This window comes from Microbacterium sp. Leaf161 (assembly GCF_001423645.1).
In the GTDB taxonomy this organism is placed as follows: Bacteria; Actinomycetota; Actinomycetes; order Actinomycetales; family Microbacteriaceae; genus Microbacterium; species Microbacterium forte.
This window is the reverse complement of record NZ_LMOW01000001.1, coordinates 709,689-728,074: the sequence shown is the minus strand read 5'-3', so window position 1 is coordinate 728,074 and position 18,386 is coordinate 709,689. Positions and strand designations below refer to the sequence as shown.

The following is an 18,386-nucleotide window of genomic DNA, read 5'->3' as shown; positions in this document are numbered from 1 at the left end:
GTCAGGACGCGGCCCGACGCGCTTCCCACCCCGTCCGCACCATCTCGTCGACCGTGTACCGCATCTTCCAGTCGAGGTCGCGCGCGGCGAGCTCGCCGGTCGCGACGATGCGGTCGGGGTCGCCGGGGCGACGGGGGCCGATCTCCGGGGTGAAGTCGATGCCGGTGACGCGTGCGACGGCATCCATGATCTGCTTCACGCTGAGGCCGTCGCCCGAACCGAGGTTGTAGGCCGCTTCGATCGGCGCGCCGGTGGTGAGGCGCTGGGCTGCGGCGACGTGGGCCGCCGCGATGTCGCCGACGTGCACGTAGTCGCGCACGTTGGTGCCGTCTTCGGTGTCGTAGTCGTCGCCGTTGATGCGCGGGGTCTCTCCCGCGATGAGCTTCTCGAACACGATCGGGAACAGGTTGTGCGGGCTCACGTCGTAGACGGTCGGGTCTGCGGAGCCGACGACGTTGAAGTAGCGCAGCGACGTGTGTCGCAGTGGCTTGTCGGACTCGGCGGTCGCGATCGCCTGATCGCGCAGCAGCCATTCGCCGATCAGCTTCGACTCGCCGTAGGGGCTGGCCGGCTTCTTGGCGGTGTCTTCGACGACGAGAGCCACATCGGGGGTGCCGAACACGGCGGCCGACGACGAGAACACGATGTTGGCGACGCCCGCGGCCTCCATCGCCTCGAGGATCACGCGGGTGCCTTCGACGTTCTGCGCGTAGGTGTGCAGCGGACGCTGCACCGAGACTCCGGCGTACTTGTATCCGGCGACGTGGATGACGCCCTCGGCGTGGTGGTCTCGGAGGGTCTTCTCGACGAGCTCGCGGTCGAGGATGCTGCCCTGCACGAAGGCCACGCCCTCGGGCACGAACGATGCGACGCCACTCGAGAGGTCGTCGAGGATGACGGGCGTCAGCCCCGCATCCGACAGTGCGCGAACGACGTGCGAGCCGATGTAGCCGGCGCCGCCGGTCACGATCCAGGACATTGTGCTCCTCAGGGTGGGGAAGTGTTCAGTATCTCAGGTCGCGACCAGCGGACCCTGACTCCGGTCAGGCGTCGCGGCGCGCTCCGGCCGACGGGGTGACGGTGAAGATCACGGGGGCCGTGAACCCGGATGCGGCGAACGCGGCGTTCACGGCATCCGTCACCTGCTGCACGGCATCCTGCTCGATGAGCGCGATCGCGGCTCCGCCGAACCCACCGCCGGTCATCCGAGCGCCGATGGCACCGGCGGCGAGGGCGGCCTCGACCGCCGTGTCGAGCTCGGGCACCGAGATCTCGAAGTCGTCGCGCATCGAGGCATGAGAGGCCACGAGCAGGTCGCCGATGGAGCGGGGGCCCTCTTCGCGCAACACCTTCACCGTGTCGAGCACGCGCTGGTTCTCGGTGACCACGTGGCGCACTCGACGGAAGGTCACGTCGTCCATGAGCTCTTCGGCGCGGGCCAGGTCGTCGACCGAGACGTCGCGCAGGCTCGGCACGCCCATGATCGCGGCGCCGCGCTCGCAGGCGGCGCGGCGCTCGCCGTAGCCGCCGGTGGAGTGGGCGTGCTTGACGCGCGTGTCCATCACGAGGATCGCGAGGCCGGCCTCGGCGATGCCGACCTGCACGAGGTTCGCGTCGAGCGAGCGGCAGTCGAGGAAGATCGCCGCGTCGGGCTCGCCGAGCATCGAGGCCATCTGGTCCATGATGCCGGTCGGAGCGCCGACTGCCTCGTTCTCGGCTCGACGGCCGACGCGCGCGAGGGCGGTGCGGTCGAGTCCGGCGGCCCAGAGGTCGTTCAGGGCGGATGCCGTGGCGCTCTCGATCGCGGCGGACGACGAGAGTCCTGCGCCGACCGGGACGTCGGAGGTGATCGCGATGTCGAGGCCGCGGCCGTCCGCACCCGCCTGACGGAGCGCCCAGGCGACGCCGAGCGGGTATGCGGCCCATTCGGGCACACCGGGGGCGGTGCCGGACGGGGTGGGGAACAGCTCGTCGAGCTCGACGAGGGAGACCTCGACCGGTGCATCGGCGAAGGTCGATGCGACGCGCACTCGGCCGAGGCCGTCGTCACGGATCCCGACGGCCGCGTAGGTGCGGTGCGGGATCGCGAACGGCAGCACGAAGCCGTCGTTGTAGTCGGTGTGCTCGCCGATCAGGTTCACTCGTCCCGGGGCCGACCAGACACCGTCGGGGGCGCGGCCGGTGAGGTCGGTGAAGAGCGCCGTCGCGGCCTCGATGGTGGTGGTCATGCGGATGCCTCGTCTGCGGTGTCTGCGGTGTCTGCGGTGTCTGCGGATGCGTGGGTGGCGTCTGCCTTCGCGATGGCTTCGCGGATGCGGGCGGCGCCCTGTTCGGGGGTGACCTCGGCGGCCCAGGCCCACATCGCGGCCTCGGAGCCGGCGAGGAACTTGAGCTTGTCGGCGGCCCGGCGGGGGCTGGTCAGCTGCAGGTGCAGTCGCACGCTGTCGCGACCGACGTTCACGGGAGCCTGATGCCAGGCGGCGATGTACGGGGTCGGGGTGTCGTAGAGCGCGTCGACGCCACGGAGCAGGCGCAGGTAGAGGGGAGCGAGCTCGTCGCGCTCGGCATCCGTCGTCTCGGCGAAATCGGGCACGTGGCGGTGCGGCATCAGGTGCACCTCGAGAGGCCAGCGGGCGGCGAAGGGCACGAAGGCCGTCCAGTGCTCTCCGCGGAATACGACCCGCTCGGACGCCTGTTCGGACTCGAGGATGTGCTGGAACAGGTCGGGAGCGGTGCGGTCGATCGAGTCGAGCAGCCGCGTGGTGCGCGGCGTCACGTAGGGGTACGCGTAGATCTGGCCGTGGGGGTGGGGGAGGGTGACCCCGATGGCCTCGCCGCGGTTCTCGAACGGGAAGATCTGCTGGATTCCCGGGAGCTGGGAGAGCGCTGCGGTGCGGTCGGCCCAGGCCTCGATCACGGTGCGGGCGCGCGTGACCGACTGCGTGCCGAACGATCCGGTGTGCTCGGGGCTGAAGCACACGACCTCGCAGCGTCCGACCGACGTGCGGGTGCGGCCGAGGCCCAGAGCGCTGAGGTCGTCGAGTCCGCGCGGAGGGTTGCTCGCTGCGGGGGCGGTGCCGGTGGCCTCGGCCAGGGCAGGGCCGAACGCGGGCGAGCGGTTCTCGAACACGGCGACGTCGTAGAGCGACGGCACCTCAGACGGGTTGGTCGGCGACTGTGGAGCGAGCGGGTCGGCGTCGGCGCTCGGCATCATGACGCGGTTCTGCCGGTTCGCGGCGACGGTGATCCAGTCGCCCGTCAGCACGTCGAGGCGCATCGTGGCGGTCTCGCCGCGGGCATCGAGGGTGCGTGCGTCGACCGCGCGCTCGGTACCGAGCGTCGTGTCGGGGTCGTCGAAGTAGATCAGCTCGCGTCCGTCGGCGAGCGTGGTGGCCCGTTTGATGATTCCGGCTGAGAGAGTCTCGGTTCGCATCTCGGGAGATTCGTGCGTGTTCACGTAAACATGGTACGCACATCGCCGTGGTAACGTCAACATTCCGAGAGTTGTGGACGGACTCCGAAGGATGCGGGCCGAGTGATGGGTGGAGGATGCCGATGAACGACGACCTCGCGCTCAGCGGCGACCGGCCGCGTCGCAGCCGCCCCGCATCGGGTCGAGTGTCGATGGCGATGGTCGCCTCTCGCGCCGGCGTCTCGGGTCAGACCGTCTCACGCGTCGTCAACGACAGCCCCCGCGTCGACCCCGCCACCCGTGAACGTGTCGAGACGGCGATGGCCGAGCTCGGTTATCGCCCGCATCGCGCCGCGCGGGCGCTGCGCACCGGCCGCTCGCAGACCATCGGGCTCGTCGTCACCACTCTCGCGACGGTCGGCAACTCGCGGATGCTGCAGGCCACCGCCGAGGCAGCGGCGGAACGCGGTTATGCGCTCACCCTCGTGACGGCGGGCGACAGCGTCGCCGACGCCTTCGAGCGGCTCGCCGAGCAGGAGGTCGACGGGGCGATCGTGCTGAACGAGGCGTCCGCTCTGGTTCCCGAAGCCCAACGGCCGCCCGGTCTGCGACTGGTCGTGGTCGATGCGCCGGCGTCAGCCGAGCTCGCCGTCGTGCACAGTGACCATGTCGGCGGCGCCGCCGCGGCGACCGCCCACCTGTTGAGCCTCGGTCACGAGACCGTGCACCATCTCGCCGGGCCTTCCGGGTCGTTCGCCGCGGCTGAACGCGAGCGCGGGTGGAGGCAGGCTCTCGCGGACGTGGGCATCGAGCCCGCGCCCGTCGTCCGCGGCGACTGGACGGCCGAGGCCGGGTTCGTCGCCGGGGAGGCGCTGCGCGCAGCATCCGCCGTCTTCTGCGCCAACGACCAGATGGCGCTCGGGCTGCTGCGGGCCTTCGCCGAGGCGGGGCGGCGGGTTCCCGAAGACGTGGGCGTCGTCGGGTTCGACGACGTGCCGGATGCCGCGAACTACCGGCCTCCGCTGACGACGATCCGCCAGGACTTCACGGCGCTCGCGCAGCGGGCCGTGGGTCTGCTCGTCGCAGAGATCGAGGGCACGCCGGGCGTCGCGGCATCCGCTGTCGTCCCGACTCTTCTGATCGACCGCGCCAGCACCCGCTGAGGCGCTCGGTTCTCCACGCGGGCAGCCGCCCGTCTCGCCCTGCGGGGTCAGAGGCGCGCCCGGCGCGCGGTGTGGGGTCGATAACGCGCCCGGCGCAGGTTGTGTGGTCAATAACGCACCCGGCGAACGGCGTGGGGTCGAAAACGCATCTGGCGCACGGTGCGGGGTCAAAAGAGCACCGGAACAGGCCGGTTCGGATGCGGAATTGACCTCTGCACCCGGCCCCGCCCAGCGAGGTCCGTCGCAGAACCAAGGGAGAGCGTTTTCCCCGCTGCTTGCACATACGCCTCTAGCGTGGCATGCTGACGGAAAGCGCTTACCCGCGCCGGATCGCACACAGGGGTTTCCCCGCAGAGGATGCGGGATCTGAAAGAAGAGAACGGACCAGCAATGTCGCAGACGACAACCCGCGAGATCGGGATCATCATGAACGGCGTCTCGGGGCGCATGGGCTACCGGCAGCACCTCGTGCGATCGATCCTCGCGATCCGCGAAGAGGGCGGCATCGAGCTGCCCGACGGATCCCGCATCACGGTGAAGCCGCTGCTCGTCGGCCGCAATGAGGCCAAGCTCGCCGAGCTCGCAGCCAAGCACGGCATCGAGGACTACACGACCGACCTCGACGCAGCCCTCGCCGACCCGAAGTGGGAGATCTACGCCGACTTCCTCGTGACCAAGGCCCGTGCCTCCGCTCTTCGCAAGGCGATCGCGGCAGGCAAGGCCATCTACACCGAGAAGCCCACCGCCGAGTCGCTGGACGAGGCTCTCGAGCTCGCGCGTCTCGCCGATGAGGCGGGCGTCAAGACCGGCGTCGTGCACGACAAGCTCTACCTGCCCGGCCTGCAGAAGCTCAAGCGCCTGATCGACTCGGGCTTCTTCGGCCGCATCCTGTCGGTGCGCGGCGAGTTCGGCTACTGGGTCTTCGAGGGCGACTGGCAGCCCGCGCAGCGCCCCAGCTGGAACTACCGCACCGAAGACGGCGGCGGCATCATCGTCGACATGTTCCCGCACTGGAACTACGTGCTCGAGAACCTGTTCGGCGAGGTCAAGAGCGTCTACGCGCAGGCCGCCGTGCACATCGCCGACCGCTGGGACGAGAACGACGAGCACTACACCGCCACCGCCGAAGACGCGGCATACGGCATCTTCGAGATAGAGGGCGGCATCATCGCCGAGATCAACTCCAGCTGGACGGTGCGCGTGAACCGCGACGAACTCGTCGAGTTCCAGGTCGACGGCACGCACGGGTCGGCCGTGGTCGGACTCTTCGGCGCCAAGATCCAGCCCCGCAACGCGACACCCAAGCCGGTGTGGAACCCCGACCTCGAAGACAGCCACGACTACGACGCCGACTGGCAGAAGGTGCCCACGAACGACGTCTTCATCAACGGCTTCCGTCAGCAGTGGGAGGAGTACCTGGTCTCGTTCGTCGAGGGAACGAAGTACCCCTTCGACCTGCTCTCAGGTGCCCGCGGCGTGCAGTTCGCAGAAGCCGGTCTGACCTCCAGCGCCGAGGGCCGCAAGGTCGCTCTCTCCCCGCTGACGCTGGGCTGAGCATGAGCACTCTCCGACTTCTCGACGCCGCGGGTGCGGTGACGGATGCCGAGCTGCGCGAGGGCGGCGGGTACTCGCGACCGTCCTCGCCGCTGCAGAGCCGCGTCGCGTACGCCGCAGCCCACGTCGTGCCCAAGGTGCACGCCGACAACACCCCCGGCCAGCCCGCCGACATCGATTGGGATTCGACGCTCGCGTTCCGCCGCAACGTGTACTCGTGGGGGCTCGGCGTCGCCGACGCCATGGACACCGCGCAACGCAACATGGGCCTGGATGCCGCGGCGACGCGCGAGCTCATCGCACGCAGCGCCGAGGTCGCCCGCGAAGAGGGTGGCTCCGTCGTGGTCGGCGTCAACACCGATCACGTCGCCGAGTCGCACATCACTCTCGACCAGGTGATCGACGCTTACACCGAGCAGCTGCACTTCACCGAGGAGCAGGGCGCGGGCCCCGTGCTCATGGCCTCGCGCCACCTCGCGAGGGTGGCCTCGGACGCCGACGACTACCGCCGCGTCTACCGCGAAGTGCTGCAGTCGGCCACGGTGCCGGTCGTGCTGCACTGGCTCGGCACGGCGTTCGACCCGGAGCTCGCCGGCTACTTCGGCGCGGACGACTGGCAGACGGCATCCGCTGTGCTGCTCGACATCATCAGCGAGCAGCCCGACAGGGTCGCGGGCGTGAAGATGAGCCTGCTGAACGCCGAGTCCGAGATCTCGGTGCGTGAGCAGCTTCCGCAGGGCGTGCGCATGTTCACGGGCGACGACTTCAACTACGTCGGCCTCATCGGCGGCGACACCACCCGGTCGTCGAGCGAGGAGCGAAGCACCGAGACGAAACGCACCCACTCCGATGCGCTGCTCGGCGCGTTCGCGGCGATCACGCCCGTGGCATCCGCGGCGATCCAGGCGCTGGATGCCGGAGACCCTGCCCGCTACCTCGAGATCCTCGGACCGACCGAAGAGCTGAGCCGCCAGGTGTTCGCGGCGCCGACGTTCTATTACAAGACCGGAGTCGCCTTCCTCTCTTGGCTCAACGGGCATCAGCCCGCGTTCCAGATGGTCGGCGGTCTGCACTCGGCACGGAGCCTTCCGCACCTCAGCCGCATCGTCGAGCTGGCCAACGCGTCGCTCGCATTGGAGAAGCCCGAACTCGCGCGCGAGCGCTGGCACGGGATGCTGCGCCTGAACGGGGTGGATGCATGATCGTCGATCCCCGCCTGTCGATCAATCAGGCGACCATCAAGCACGCCGACCTCGCGACGGCGCTGCGGGTGACGGCGGATGCCGGCATCCAGGCGATCGGTCTGTGGCGCGAGCCCGTGAACGAGGTCGGGCTGGACGTCGCCGCCCGCATGCTCGAGGACTCGGGGCTGCGATTCACGACGCACTGCCGCGGCGGGTTCTTCACCCTCCCCGAGGGGCCCGAGCGCGTCGCGGCACTCGACGACAACCGCCGCGCGATCGAAGAGACTGCGACGCTCGCCGCCGCAGGTGCCGACGGGTCGACCGCGGTTCTCGTGCTCGTGGCCGGCGGCATCCCCGCCGGCTCTCGCGATCTGATCGGCGCGCGCGAACGAGTGCGCGACGCGATCGGCGTGCTCGCGACCGATGCGAAGGCGGCGGGCGTGACGCTCGCGATCGAGCCGCTGCATCCGATGTACGCCTCCGACCGCGCTGTCGTCTCGACGCTCGGGCAGGCGCTCGACATCGCCGCCGACTTCGATGCCGAGGTCGTGGGCGCTGCGGTCGACACCTTCCACATCTGGTGGGATCCGCAGGTGCTCGAGCAGATCGCGCGCGCCGGTCGCGAGGGCCGCATCGCGACCTATCAGGTCTGCGACTGGAAGACCCCGCTCGCCGCCGACGTGCTGCTGTCGCGGCATTACACGGGCGACGGCGTGATCGACTTCGGCTCGCTCACCCGCGCCGTGATCGAGACGGGATACGACCGCGACATCGAGGTCGAGATCTTCAACGCCGACATCTGGGCGGATGCTCCTGAGAGCGTCGTGCGGCGCACGGCCGAGACCTTCGGGGCCGCTGTCTCGCCGCACCTGCGCTGACGTCCGGGATTCGATCGCCCACGACAGACGTGCCGCTTGCGTGCGACATGCGCGCCACCGGCAGGACCGGGGCACGGATGCCGGGCGGGAACACGGCTTCTCGTCCTGCATCCGTGCCTCGATCCTGCAGGCGGCAGAGGGCCCCTCGGACGGCGGCCCGGATCGGAACCGGTCGGGGTCCCACGTGCAGGACCAGGGCACGGATGCCGGGCCGGAACACGGCTTCTCGTCCTGCATCCGTGCCTCGAACCCGCAGACGGTACAGCGCGCTGACCCGAAGAGAGCCGCCGGGCGCAACCCCCGAGACGCCGACGCAGACCGTTGAGAGGATGAACCCATGACAACGATCCGGCCAGGACTCTGCTCGGTGACCTTCCAGTCGCTGAGCGTCGAACGTGTCGTCGAGCTCGCAGCCGACGCACGACTCGAGGTCATCGAGTGGGGTGCCGACGAGCATGTACCGGCCGGGGATGTCGAGCAGGCGGCGAGGGCGGCGAGGCTGACGACGGATGCCGGGCTGGTGTGCTGCTCGTACGGCTCGTACTTCCGCGCTAGTGCCGACGAGGCGGTCACTCCGGTGCTCGACACCGCCGAGGCTCTCGGCGTCGACCGCGTGCGCGTCTGGGCGGGGTCGATCGGATCCGACGAGGCCGCACCGCAGGACTGGGCGGCGACGATCGCCCGACTGCAGGATGCGGTCGACGAGGCGAACGCGCGGGGCATGTCCCTCGCGCTCGAGTTCCATTCGGGCACGCTCGCCGACACCGCGCCGACGACGCTCCGAGTTCTCGAGGAGGTCGCGAGGCCGACGCTCAGCACCTACTGGCAGCCCACGGTCGGTGCCGCGGTCGACGCGGTGCTCGATGAGTATCGCGCGATCGCAGACCATGTGAGCGCCGCGCACGTGTTCTCGTGGTGGCCCGACCACGACCGGCTGCCGCTGCGGGCACGTGATGCCCTCTGGACCCGGTTCTTCGGAGAGGCGCAGTCTGCGCCGACGCCCCCGAGAGACGCACTGCTCGAATTCGTGCCCGGTGATGATCCGGCGATGCTGCGTGGCGAGGCCGCGACGCTCCGCTCGTACCTCTCGCTCTAGGCCGGCATGCACGTCAGCACTCGGGATGCCGCCGCCCACCGTTTCTCGGCGCCGCCCGCATCGCACAGTATGCTCGGGGCATGAGTCAGCAGGAAAGCCCTTCCCGGGTGCGTCAGCCGCGGCACTCCCGAGGCGCAGCCCCGACCCTGCACGACGTGGCCCGAGAGGCCGGGGTCTCCCTCGCCACGGCATCCCGCGTTCTGAACGGATCCGAGCGCAAGGTCGCCGAGTCCTTCCGTGAGCGCGTCGAGCAGGCGGCGGCCGAGCTGGGCTACACGGCGAACGCGTCTGCTCAGGCCACCGCCCGCGGCAGCTCGCCCGTGATCGCGCTGCTCGTCGCCGACATCGCCGACCCGTATTTCGGACTCATCGCCGCGGGCGTCGCTCGCGGAGCCGACGAGCACGGTCTCGTCGTCACGATCGCGATCACCGAGCGCGACCCGGCCCGAGAGGCGCGCATCGTGCGCGCGCTGCGCGGACAGCGACCCCAGGGCCTGATCCTCGCCGCCTCACGCACGAACGAGCCGACCGACTCCGACACCTCGCGCGAGCTCGCGGAGTACGCCCGGTTCGGCGGGCAGGTGGTCACGTTCGGGGCCGGCAGTGCAGAGAACCGCCACGTCGAGATCGACAACCGCGCCGGTGCAGAGGCGCTGGGCCGCCGCATGGCGTCGCTCGGCTACCGCTCGGCCATCGCGATCGGTGCGGCCGAGGGGGTCCTGACCTCGGACGAGCGTCTCGCCGGATTCCGCACCGGCTTCGAATCAGGCGGAGGCACGATCGATCGGCTGATCCGTGGCGACTTCCGCCGCGAATCCGGTGTGCAGGCGATGTCGGCGGCGCTCGCCGACGGCGTCGAACCGGGCACCCTCGTGTTCGGCATGAGCGATGTCGTCGCGATCGGCGCGATGTCGGCGATCCGCGAAGCGGGTCGTGAGATCGGCTCCGACATCGCCGTCTGCGGTTTCGACGATGTGCCGTCGTCGAGTGACGTCACGCCGGCGCTCACGACCGTGCGGGTGCCGCTGAGCGAGGTCGGCTACCAGGCCTTCCGAGCGACGGTCGACGCCGACTGGCAGCAGGCGGCGCTGCCGCTCGAGGTCATCGTGCGGTCGAGCACCCCCGGTATCGACCGATGACCCGCGTCGTGCTGGCGCCAGACAGCTTCAAGGGCACGATCACCGCTGCAGATGCTGCGGCATCGCTCGCCGAAGGCTGGTCGTCGGTCGATCCTTCCGCGACGTTCGTGCACCGACCGATGGCAGACGGCGGCGAGGGCACCGTCGCCGCATTCGCCGCGGCCGTGCCGGGGGCGCGACGCATGCCGGTCGTCGTCGACGGGCCAGCAGGCGTGCCGCTGGAGACCAGCTGGCTGCTGCTTCCCGTGTCCGCCGGCTCTCCTGGCGGGACCGGCGTCATCGACCTCGCCTCGACCTCGGGCATCGAACTGCTCGACGCCCTGCGCCCGTGGGACGCCGACACCACCGGCTTCGGCCAGGCGATCGCCGCGGCCCTCGACCACGGTGTCACACGACTGGTGGTCGGCATCGGATCGAGTGCGTCGACAGACGGCGGCACCGGGATGCTGTCCGCACTCGGTGCACGATTCCTCGACGCGTCCGGTGAGCCGGTCGCGCGCGGTGCGCGCGGACTCGCCGACATCGCATCCGTCGATCTGAGCGCCCTGCGCACCGCGCCTCAGGTGCGCGTGCTCACCGACGTCACCAACCCGCTCGTCGGTCCTCGGGGTGCCGCCGCCGTGTTCGGGCCGCAGAAGGGTCTCGACGCCTCCGAGCTCTCACATGTCGATGCCGGGCTCGCCCGACTCGCCGCCCTGCTCGGCCTCGACCCCGCGTTGCCCGGCACCGGAGCCGCTGGGGGCACGGGCGGTGCGCTCGTCGTCTGGGGAGCGACACTCGCCCCCGGAGCTGCCGAAGTGGCGGAGCTCGTCGGACTCGCAGACGCGATCGCCGACGCCGACGTCGTCATCACGGGCGAGGGTTCTTACGACGGTCAGTCCGGCGACGGCAAGGTGCCTTCGTTCATCGCGGGCCTCGCGGCATCGGCCGGGGCCGTTCCGCTGCTCGCGGCAGGGCGTATCACCGCCGACTCCGATGTGTCGCTGTTCTCGGCATCCGCGTCTCTCACCGACATCGCCGGATCGTCGGATGCCGCTCGCGCGGAGCCTGCGCAGTGGCTGCGCGAGGCCGGCGCGCTGCTCGCCAGTTCGGTCTGACCGGCCGCTGCTGCCGCCTCTGCTCTTCGGGCTGCCCCGCGCAGCATCCGATCGCGCTCGTCTGCGGTGGTCGAAAGCGCATCCCAGGCGGCCGTTTTCGGTGGTTCTTCGACCACGCACGTCTGTGCACCCCCCGGGTGGCGGGCAGTCTCGGTCTGCGGTGGTCGAAAGCGCATCCCAGGCGGCCGTTTCCGGTGGTTCTTCGACCACGCACGTCTGTGCAACCCCCGGTGGCGCGCAGTCACGGTCTGCGGTGGTCGAAAATGCATCCCAGGCGGCCGTTTCCGGTGGTTCTTCGACCACGCACGTCTGTGCAACCCGGGATGCGGGCAGTCACCGTCTGCGGTGGTCGAAAGCGCATCCGAAGTCGCTGCGTCGGATGTGTCTTCGACCCCGCACCGGCATTGGGTGGCTGTTTCGACCCGGCCTGCGCATGGCGTCCGCCAGGCGGGGTCGCTTCCGCATCGCGGAGCCCAGGCGCTCCCGATCCCGGATGCTCTCGACCCCGGCATGCTCGACCCCGGATGCACTTCTGCCCCCGCACGGGCGGCGTGCGGGGGCAGAAGACGGACGGAAGCGGTACGCCGGGTCAGTCGCCGAGGGCGGCCGACACCACGGCGCGAGCCTCGGCCTGCACCTCGGCGAGGTGCTCGGGGCCGCGCAGGCTCTCGGCGTACAGCTTGTAGACGTCTTCGGTGCCAGACGGGCGCGCGGCGAACCAGGCGTGCTCGGTCTGCACCTTGAGGCCGCCGATCGCCGCTCCGTTGCCCGGCGCGTGCGACAGCTTGGCGGTGATCTCCTCGCCCGCCAGGGTCGTCGCCGACACCGCATCCGGCGCCAGCTTGCCGAGCGTCGCCTTCTGCGCCGGCGTCGCCGGGGCGTCGACGCGCTGGTAGGCCGATGAACCGAAGGCCTGTTCCAGCTCGGCGTACCGCTCCGACGGGGTCTTGCCCGTCACGGCGATGATCTCGGCCGCCAGCAGGCACAGCAGGATGCCGTCCTTATCGGTCGACCACGCCGTGCCGTCCTTGCGGAGGAACGATGCTCCGGCCGACTCCTCGCCGCCGAAGGCCACGGATCCGTCGAGCAGCCCGGGCACGAACCACTTGAAGCCGACGGGCACCTCGAGCAGGCGGCGTCCGAGCGACTCGGCGACGCGGTCGATGATCATCGACGACACGAGGGTCTTGCCGATCGCGGCGTCGCGCGGCCACTCGGCGCGGTGCGAGAACAGGTAGTCGATGGCGACCGCGAGGTAGTGGTTGGGGTTCATCAGCCCGGCGTCGGGGGTGACGATGCCGTGGCGGTCGGCATCCGCATCGTTGCCGGTGAGCACGTCGTAGTCGGCCTTCTTGGCGACCAGCGAGGCCATCGCCGAGAGGGATGACGGATCCATGCGGATCTTCTCGTCCCAGTCGAGCGTCATGAAGCGCCACGTCGGGTCGACCTCGGGGTTCACGACGGTCAGGTCGAGGTCGTAGACCTCCTTGATGAGCGCCCAGTACTCGACGGAGGCTCCGCCGAGGGGGTCGGCTCCGATGCGCACTCCGGCGGTGCGGATCGCGTCGATGTCGATGATGGTCGCGAGATCGCGCACGTAGGCGTCGCGGAAGTCGTAACCAGGAAGCGAATCCCAGTCGACGTCGGCGAACCGCTCGCGCTTGACGTCGACCAGGCCCCCGGCGATCAGCTCGTTGGCGCGGTCGGCGATCCAGCCGGTCGCGTCGGTGTCTGCCGGCCCGCCGTGCGGCGGGTTGTACTTGAAGCCGCCGTCCCGCGGCGGGTTGTGCGACGGGGTGACGACGATGCCGTCGGCGCGGCCGGCGGCATCCGGTGCGAGGTCGCGGTTGAAGGTGAGGATCGCGTGGCTGAGCGCGGGTGTCGGCACCCAGGCGTCGCGCGAGTCGACGCGGAGGTCGACGCCGTTCGCGACCAGCACCTCGATGGCGCTGCGCTCGGCCGGAAGCGACAGGGCGTGCGTGTCACGACCGAGGAACAGCGGGCCGGTGATGCCCTGCGCCGCGCGGTAGTCGACGATCGCCTGGGTGGTGGCCAGGATGTGGTTCTCGTTGAAGCTCTTGGTGAGCGACGACCCGCGATGACCGCTCGTCCCGAACGCGACCCGCTCGGCGGCGACGCCGGGGTCGGGGACGCGATCGTAGTAAGCGGCGATCAGCTCGTCGACATCGATCAGATCGGATTCTTCGGCTGGTAGGCCGGCACGGCTCGTCATGCAGACAGTCTGCCCCCATCTCGGCATCCGCGCATCTTCTGGGCCCCTACCGGTGCCCTAAGGTGAAACGCGTGACTGAACGCCGCACCTACAGCTATCTCGGCCCCGCCGGAACATTCACCGAAGCGGCGCTCGAACAGGTCGCCGAAGCGCGAGGCCAGGACTGGCGTGCCGTGCACAACGTCGGCGAAGCGCTCGCCGACGTGCTCGAGGGCCGAAGCGATGCCGCGATGATCGCGATCGAGAACTCGATCGAGGGCGGCGTCTCGACCACGCAGGATGCTCTGGCGACGCTGCCCGGCCTGCGGATCGTCGGCGAGTACCTGGTGCCGGTGAACTTCGTGCTCGTGGCTCCGCGCGGCACCACGCTGGCCGATGTGCAGGTGATCGCCGCGCACCCCGTCGCCTATGCGCAGTGCCATGGCTGGCTCGGCGAGCACCTGCCGACGCACTCGCACGTCCCGGCGGCGAGCAACGTGGCGTCGGCGATCGGCATGCTCGACGGCGGTCTTCCCGCGCAGGCGGCCATCGCCGCTCCCGGCGTCGTGAAGCACCTCGATGTCGACGTGCTGGCAGAGGACATCGGCGACAACGCCCAGGCCGTCACCCGCTTCGTGCTCGTCACCCGCACCACCACGGCACCGGCTCCCACCGGCGCCGACAAGACATCGCTGATCGTCGAGCTGCCGAACGATCACCCCGGTTCGCTCCTCGAGATGCTCGAGCAGTTCTCGACCCGAGGCATCAACCTCTCGCTGATCCAGTCGCGTCCGATCGGCGACGAGCTCGGCCGCTACCGGTTCGTGATCGACGCCGACGGCCATATCGAGCACGAGCGCATGGCCGACGCTCTGCTCGGCATCCGTCGCTTCAGCCCCCGCGTGGTGTTCCTCGGCTCGTACCCGCGGGCCGACCGGCAGATCGTGCAGTACCCCGAGCGGTACTCCGACGACATCTTCGTCGAGGCACGCGACTGGCTGCGCGGCATCCTCTCGGGCGAACCCGAGGACTGAGACCGACCCGGATCAGACCGCGCTGAGCTGCACGAGCGCCCGCTTGAACTCGGGCATCGCCGAGTGCGGATCGACCCGTTCGTCGGTGAGCAGATTCGCGCTCTCGCCATCGGGGTAGTGGAACGGCAGGAACACCGTGTCGGGCCTGATGTCGTGCGTCAGCTCGGCCCGCGCCTGCACCGTGCCGCGGGAGTTCGAGAGGCGGATGCCGTCGCCCTCGCCGACCCCGAGACGACGTGCCGTGGCGGGGTGCAGCTGGGCGACGAGGGAAGGCCGCTTCTCGGTCAGCTCGGAGACGCGGCGGGTCTGCGTACCGCTCTGATACTGCTCGAGCAGTCGCCCGGTGATCAGTGTGAGCCGGTCGGCGCTCGGCGTCTGCTGCGCCCGCGCCCGCACCGCCACGAGCTTCGCGCGCCCGTCGGCGTGCGCGAACCGGTCGGCGAACAGACGGGGCGTGCCGAGGCTGCCGATCGGGAACGGCCAGTGCGCCTCGATGCCCAGGTCGAGCAGGGCGTGACTGAGCCCCGAGTAGTCGGCGCGGCCGCCGGCCGATGCGCGGGCGAGCTCGTCGAACACCTCGGAGGGGTCGAGGCTCCAGACGCCGGGGGCGTCGAGGCGGCGGGCGAGCTCGGCCATGATCCACAGCTCGCTGCGGGCTCCGGCGGGGGCGTCGACGGCCCGTCGGCGACGCAGCACCCGGCCCTCGAGGTTGGTCATGGTGCCCTCCTCCTCGGCCCACTGCAGCACGGGCAGCACGATGTCGGCGGCCTTCGCGGTCTCGGAGAGGAAGAAGTCGGCGACGACGAGCAGGTCGAGCCGGCCGAGGGCCTCTCGCACCGTCGAGACGTCGGGTGCGGACACGAAGACGTTGGAGCCGTGCACGAGCAGGGCGCGCACGCCGCCTGGCAGGCCGGCGGTCTGCAGCAGCTCGACGGCCGGCACACCGGCGCCGGGGAGATCGTCGGGGTCGACACCCCACACCGCCGCGACGGACGCGCGCGCCACCGGGTCCATGATCGACTGATACCCGGGCAGCTGGTCGGCCTTCTGCCCGTGCTCGCGTCCGCCCTGCCCGTTGCCCTGCCCGGTGAGGGTGCCGTAGCCGCACCCCGGAGTGCCCGGCAGTCCGAGCAGCAGCGCCAGGTTGATGGCAGCGGTCGCGGTGTCGGTGCCGTCGACGTGCTGCTCGACCCCGCGGCCGGTGAGGATGTACGTCGAGCCGGGTTCGGCCAGCCGGCGAGCGAGATCCCGGATGCTGCGCGCGGGCACCCCTGTGACGGTCTCGGCGCGCTCGGGCCACCACGTCGACACCGACTGCCGGAGCGCATCGATGCCCGAGGTGCGCTGCCGCACGTAGCCCGAGTCGTACAGCTCTTCGGCGATCACGACGTGGGTCAGTGCCAGCAGCAGAGCGAGGTCGGTGCCCGGCACCGGCTGCAGATGGATGCCGGCCCCGTCGGCGCACAGCCGGGCCGTCGAGCTGCGGCGAGGATCGACGACGATGAGGCCACCGCGTGCCCTGGCGCCCTGCAGGTGCGACACGAACGGCGGCATGGTGTCGCCGACGTTCGAGCCGAGCAGGAGAACCGTCTCGGCGGTGTCGAGGTCGGTCAGCGGGAAGGGGAGACCGCGGTCGATCCCGAAGGCGCGGTTGGCGGCGGCCGCGGCGGACGACATGCAGAAGCGGCCGTTGTAGTCGATGCGCGAGGTGCGCAGCGCGATGCGGGCGAACTTGCCGAGCTGGTAGGCCTTCTCGTTCGTGAGGCCGCCGCCGCCGAAGACGCCGATCGCATCATGGCCGTCCTCCGCGGCGATCCGCTCCAGCTGAGCGGCGATCAGGTCGAGGGTGGAGTCCCACTCCGCCGGATGCAGCTCGCCGTCGTCGCCCCGCACCAGGGGAGCGGTGAGGCGCCCGGTGTCGGCGAGCAGCTCCGCCGACGTCCATCCCTTCTTGCACAGACCGCCGCGGTTGGTCGGGAAGTCGCGGCCCGCGACGGTCACCGGCAGGGCTTCTCCCGCGGTGGGAGTCAGCGTCATCGCGCACTGCAGCGCGCAGTAGGGGCAGTGGGTGTCGGTCATGCGACGGCCTCCGCGCGGGCGTGCAGCAGTTCGCTGATCCTGGCTCGGCATCCGCCGCATCCGGTGCCGGCGCGCGTGCAGTCCCCGATCGCGGCGACCGAGCCGCAGCCGTCGTCGATCGCATCCTCGATCTGCCCGACGGTGACGGCGTTGCAGATGCAGAGCGTCGCGTCGCGACCGGCAGGCGCCACCACGTCGGCATCCGGATCGTCGAGGCGCAGCAGCAGCGATCGGTCTGCGGGCAGCTCGCCGCCGCGCAGATACAGCACGCTCAGCTCCGCGGCGGCCCGCGGCATCCCGACCGCCACGAATCCGGTGAGGATGCCATCGCGCGTCGCCATCTTGACGTAGGTGCCGTGCTCGGGGTCGGCCCACACCGCGATGCCCGGCGCATCCTCGCCCGCAGGGACCGGCGCGAACGGGTCGGCCGAGACGTCGCCGGCCGAGGCGATGTCGACCAGCTCGCCCTTCAGCACGACGACCCCCGGATGCTCGTCGGCGAACTCGTCGGCGTCGCCGATGCCGTCCAGCTCGGCGGCGATGGTCGCGGCCAGCCAGCTCGCCTGCCGCCACCCAGGGCCGATGAGGCCGTGCGGTCCGCCGGGCACTTGGCGCTCGTGCAGGTGCTCGGCGGGGTCGGCGAGGTGAGCGCAGTCGCCGATCGCATGGATGCGGGGATCCGACCACGATCGCAGCGAGCGGTCGACGAGCACGCCGTTGCCGACGCGCAGTCCTGCCGCCTCGGCGAGCTCGGTGCGCGCCCTGACCCCGCACGACAGCACGAGCAGGTCTCCTTCGATGCGCTTGCCGTCGGAGCTCGCCAGCGCGCGGAACCGGCGGATGCCGTCGTCGCCCTCGACGCCGATGACGCCCTCGGCGCGCGTGTGCGGCACGAGCGTGACGCCGGCGGAGGCGAGGGCGGTCGAGAGGATGCTCGCCGATCCGCGGTCGAGCTGACGCGGCATCGGCATCGGACCGAAGTGGGCGACCGAGGGCACGGCGCCCGCATCGGCGAGCAGCATCGCGAGCTCGATTCCGAGCACGCCGGCCCCGAGCACCACCACCCGGCCGCCGCGCTCGACCACGGCCCGCACCTGCTCGGCATCCGCCAGGTCGCGCAGCACGCAGACGCCCGCGGTGAGGCGGGTGTCGAGGCCCGTGCCGTCCGGCCCCAGCGTGTCGAGTCCGTCGAGTGTCGGGACGATCGATCGCGCGCCGGTCGCGAGCACCAGCCGGTCATAGCCGACGTCCGAGCCGTCGGCGAGCTCGACGAGCTGCGCCCCGCGGTCGATGCGCAGCGCTCGCGCCCCGAGACGCAGATCGATCCCCGGAAGGCCCGCTGCGGTGGCCAGGGTGAGTTCGTCGGCCGAGGCCTCGCCGACCGCGAGCTCCGCGAGGAGCACCCTGTTATAGGGATTCGCCGTCTCCGCACCCAGCACGGTCACCGTCGCTCGGCCCTCGGAGACGAGGGGCAGGAGCTCCTCGGCGAAGCGGATGCCGACGGGCCCCGCGCCGATGACGACGATGCGCTCGGTCAT

14 protein-coding genes are annotated in these 18,386 nt (G+C 70.7%); 8 read left to right on the top strand and 6 right to left on the bottom strand.

Annotated features, from left to right (window positions below):
- Position 1 precedes the first annotated feature (1 nt).
- From galE to galT, 3 genes are all read right to left on the bottom strand, one after another.
- Positions 2–979 carry a UDP-glucose 4-epimerase GalE gene (gene galE / locus ASF87_RS03660; protein WP_056374254.1) on the bottom strand — a complete coding sequence of 326 codons (978 nt, stop codon included), beginning with the start codon at positions 977–979 and terminating at the stop codon, positions 2–4.
- A gap of 64 nt (positions 980–1,043) precedes the next feature.
- A complete protein-coding gene (gene galK, locus ASF87_RS03655) occupies positions 1,044–2,228 on the bottom strand; it encodes a galactokinase (RefSeq protein WP_056374252.1) in 1,185 nt (394 codons plus the stop codon).
- The gene (gene galT / locus ASF87_RS03650) at positions 2,225–3,433 is read right to left on the bottom strand and encodes a galactose-1-phosphate uridylyltransferase (RefSeq protein ID WP_056374250.1); all 1,209 of its coding nucleotides are present in this window, start codon (positions 3,431–3,433) and stop codon (positions 2,225–2,227) included. Before galT ends, galK begins: the two co-directional genes overlap by 4 nt.
- Before the next feature lie 191 nt (positions 3,434–3,624).
- Between galT and ASF87_RS03645 the strand changes: the two genes are divergently transcribed.
- The 7 genes from ASF87_RS03645 to ASF87_RS03615 all read left to right on the top strand — a co-directional run bounded on the left by ASF87_RS03645 (position 3,625) and on the right by ASF87_RS03615 (position 11,523).
- Positions 3,625–4,575: a LacI family DNA-binding transcriptional regulator gene (locus ASF87_RS03645; RefSeq protein WP_056376320.1), complete on the top strand. Its 951-nt coding sequence runs from the start codon at positions 3,625–3,627 to the stop codon at positions 4,573–4,575.
- A gap of 390 nt (positions 4,576–4,965) precedes the next feature.
- The gene (locus ASF87_RS03640; protein ID WP_056374248.1) at positions 4,966–6,129 is read left to right on the top strand and encodes a Gfo/Idh/MocA family protein; all 1,164 of its coding nucleotides are present in this window, start codon (positions 4,966–4,968) and stop codon (positions 6,127–6,129) included.
- A gap of 2 nt (positions 6,130–6,131) precedes the next feature.
- A complete protein-coding gene (locus ASF87_RS03635) occupies positions 6,132–7,331 on the top strand; it encodes a dihydrodipicolinate synthase family protein (RefSeq protein ID WP_056374246.1) in 1,200 nt (399 codons plus the stop codon).
- Positions 7,328–8,191 (top strand): sugar phosphate isomerase/epimerase family protein, encoded by an 864-nt coding sequence (locus ASF87_RS03630; RefSeq protein WP_056374244.1) that lies wholly within the window; start codon positions 7,328–7,330, stop codon positions 8,189–8,191. Before ASF87_RS03635 ends, ASF87_RS03630 begins: the two co-directional genes overlap by 4 nt.
- Positions 8,192–8,528: 337 nt before the next feature.
- Positions 8,529–9,287, top strand: a complete 759-nt coding sequence (locus ASF87_RS03625) for a sugar phosphate isomerase/epimerase family protein (RefSeq protein ID WP_056374242.1) — start codon at positions 8,529–8,531, stop codon at positions 9,285–9,287.
- 80 nt (positions 9,288–9,367) lie between these two features.
- Positions 9,368–10,426, top strand: coding sequence for a LacI family DNA-binding transcriptional regulator (locus ASF87_RS03620; RefSeq protein WP_082508746.1), 1,059 nt, complete (start codon positions 9,368–9,370; stop codon positions 10,424–10,426).
- Positions 10,423–11,523 (top strand): glycerate kinase, encoded by a 1,101-nt coding sequence (locus ASF87_RS03615; protein ID WP_056374237.1) that lies wholly within the window; start codon positions 10,423–10,425, stop codon positions 11,521–11,523. The genes ASF87_RS03620 and ASF87_RS03615 overlap by 4 nt, the downstream gene beginning before the upstream one ends.
- 589 nt (positions 11,524–12,112) lie before the next feature.
- Here ASF87_RS03615 and pgm read toward each other — a convergent pair.
- The gene (gene pgm / locus ASF87_RS03610) at positions 12,113–13,756 is read right to left on the bottom strand and encodes a phosphoglucomutase (alpha-D-glucose-1,6-bisphosphate-dependent) (RefSeq protein ID WP_056374234.1); all 1,644 of its coding nucleotides are present in this window, start codon (positions 13,754–13,756) and stop codon (positions 12,113–12,115) included.
- Between the two features lie 62 nt (positions 13,757–13,818).
- On the opposite strand from pgm, the gene pheA reads away from it, so the two are divergent.
- Positions 13,819–14,769: a prephenate dehydratase gene (gene pheA / locus ASF87_RS03605; RefSeq protein WP_042541487.1), complete on the top strand. Its 951-nt coding sequence runs from the start codon at positions 13,819–13,821 to the stop codon at positions 14,767–14,769.
- Positions 14,770–14,781: 12 nt separating this feature from the next.
- Here the strand turns inward: pheA and ASF87_RS03600 are convergent, their stop codons facing one another.
- Both ASF87_RS03600 and ASF87_RS03595 read right to left on the bottom strand, forming a co-directional pair.
- On the bottom strand, positions 14,782–16,848 hold the full coding sequence (locus tag ASF87_RS03600; protein ID WP_056374232.1) for a molybdopterin oxidoreductase family protein: 2,067 nt from the start codon (positions 16,846–16,848) through the stop codon (positions 14,782–14,784).
- Entirely contained in the window at positions 16,845–18,386 is a 1,542-nt protein-coding gene (locus tag ASF87_RS03595; RefSeq protein ID WP_056374229.1) for an FAD-dependent oxidoreductase, read from the bottom strand. Before ASF87_RS03595 ends, ASF87_RS03600 begins: the two co-directional genes overlap by 4 nt.

Coding starts and splice junctions, on each gene's coding strand:
- ASF87_RS03595 (WP_056374229.1), bottom strand. CDS start 18,386: ATGACCGAGCGCATCGTCGTCATCGGCGCGGGGCCCGTCGGCATCCGC.
- ASF87_RS03625 (WP_056374242.1), top strand. CDS start 8,529: ATGACAACGATCCGGCCAGGACTCTGCTCGGTGACCTTCCAGTCGCTG.
- ASF87_RS03615 (WP_056374237.1), top strand. CDS start 10,423: ATGACCCGCGTCGTGCTGGCGCCAGACAGCTTCAAGGGCACGATCACC.
- galE (WP_056374254.1), bottom strand. CDS start 979: ATGTCCTGGATCGTGACCGGCGGCGCCGGCTACATCGGCTCGCACGTC.
- ASF87_RS03620 (WP_082508746.1), top strand. CDS start 9,368: ATGAGTCAGCAGGAAAGCCCTTCCCGGGTGCGTCAGCCGCGGCACTCC.
- galK (WP_056374252.1), bottom strand. CDS start 2,228: ATGACCACCACCATCGAGGCCGCGACGGCGCTCTTCACCGACCTCACC.
- ASF87_RS03640 (WP_056374248.1), top strand. CDS start 4,966: ATGTCGCAGACGACAACCCGCGAGATCGGGATCATCATGAACGGCGTC.
- pgm (WP_056374234.1), bottom strand. CDS start 13,756: ATGACGAGCCGTGCCGGCCTACCAGCCGAAGAATCCGATCTGATCGAT.
- ASF87_RS03635 (WP_056374246.1), top strand. CDS start 6,132: ATGAGCACTCTCCGACTTCTCGACGCCGCGGGTGCGGTGACGGATGCC.
- galT (WP_056374250.1), bottom strand. CDS start 3,433: ATGCGAACCGAGACTCTCTCAGCCGGAATCATCAAACGGGCCACCACG.
- ASF87_RS03600 (WP_056374232.1), bottom strand. CDS start 16,848: ATGACCGACACCCACTGCCCCTACTGCGCGCTGCAGTGCGCGATGACG.
- ASF87_RS03645 (WP_056376320.1), top strand. CDS start 3,625: ATGGCGATGGTCGCCTCTCGCGCCGGCGTCTCGGGTCAGACCGTCTCA.
- ASF87_RS03630 (WP_056374244.1), top strand. CDS start 7,328: ATGATCGTCGATCCCCGCCTGTCGATCAATCAGGCGACCATCAAGCAC.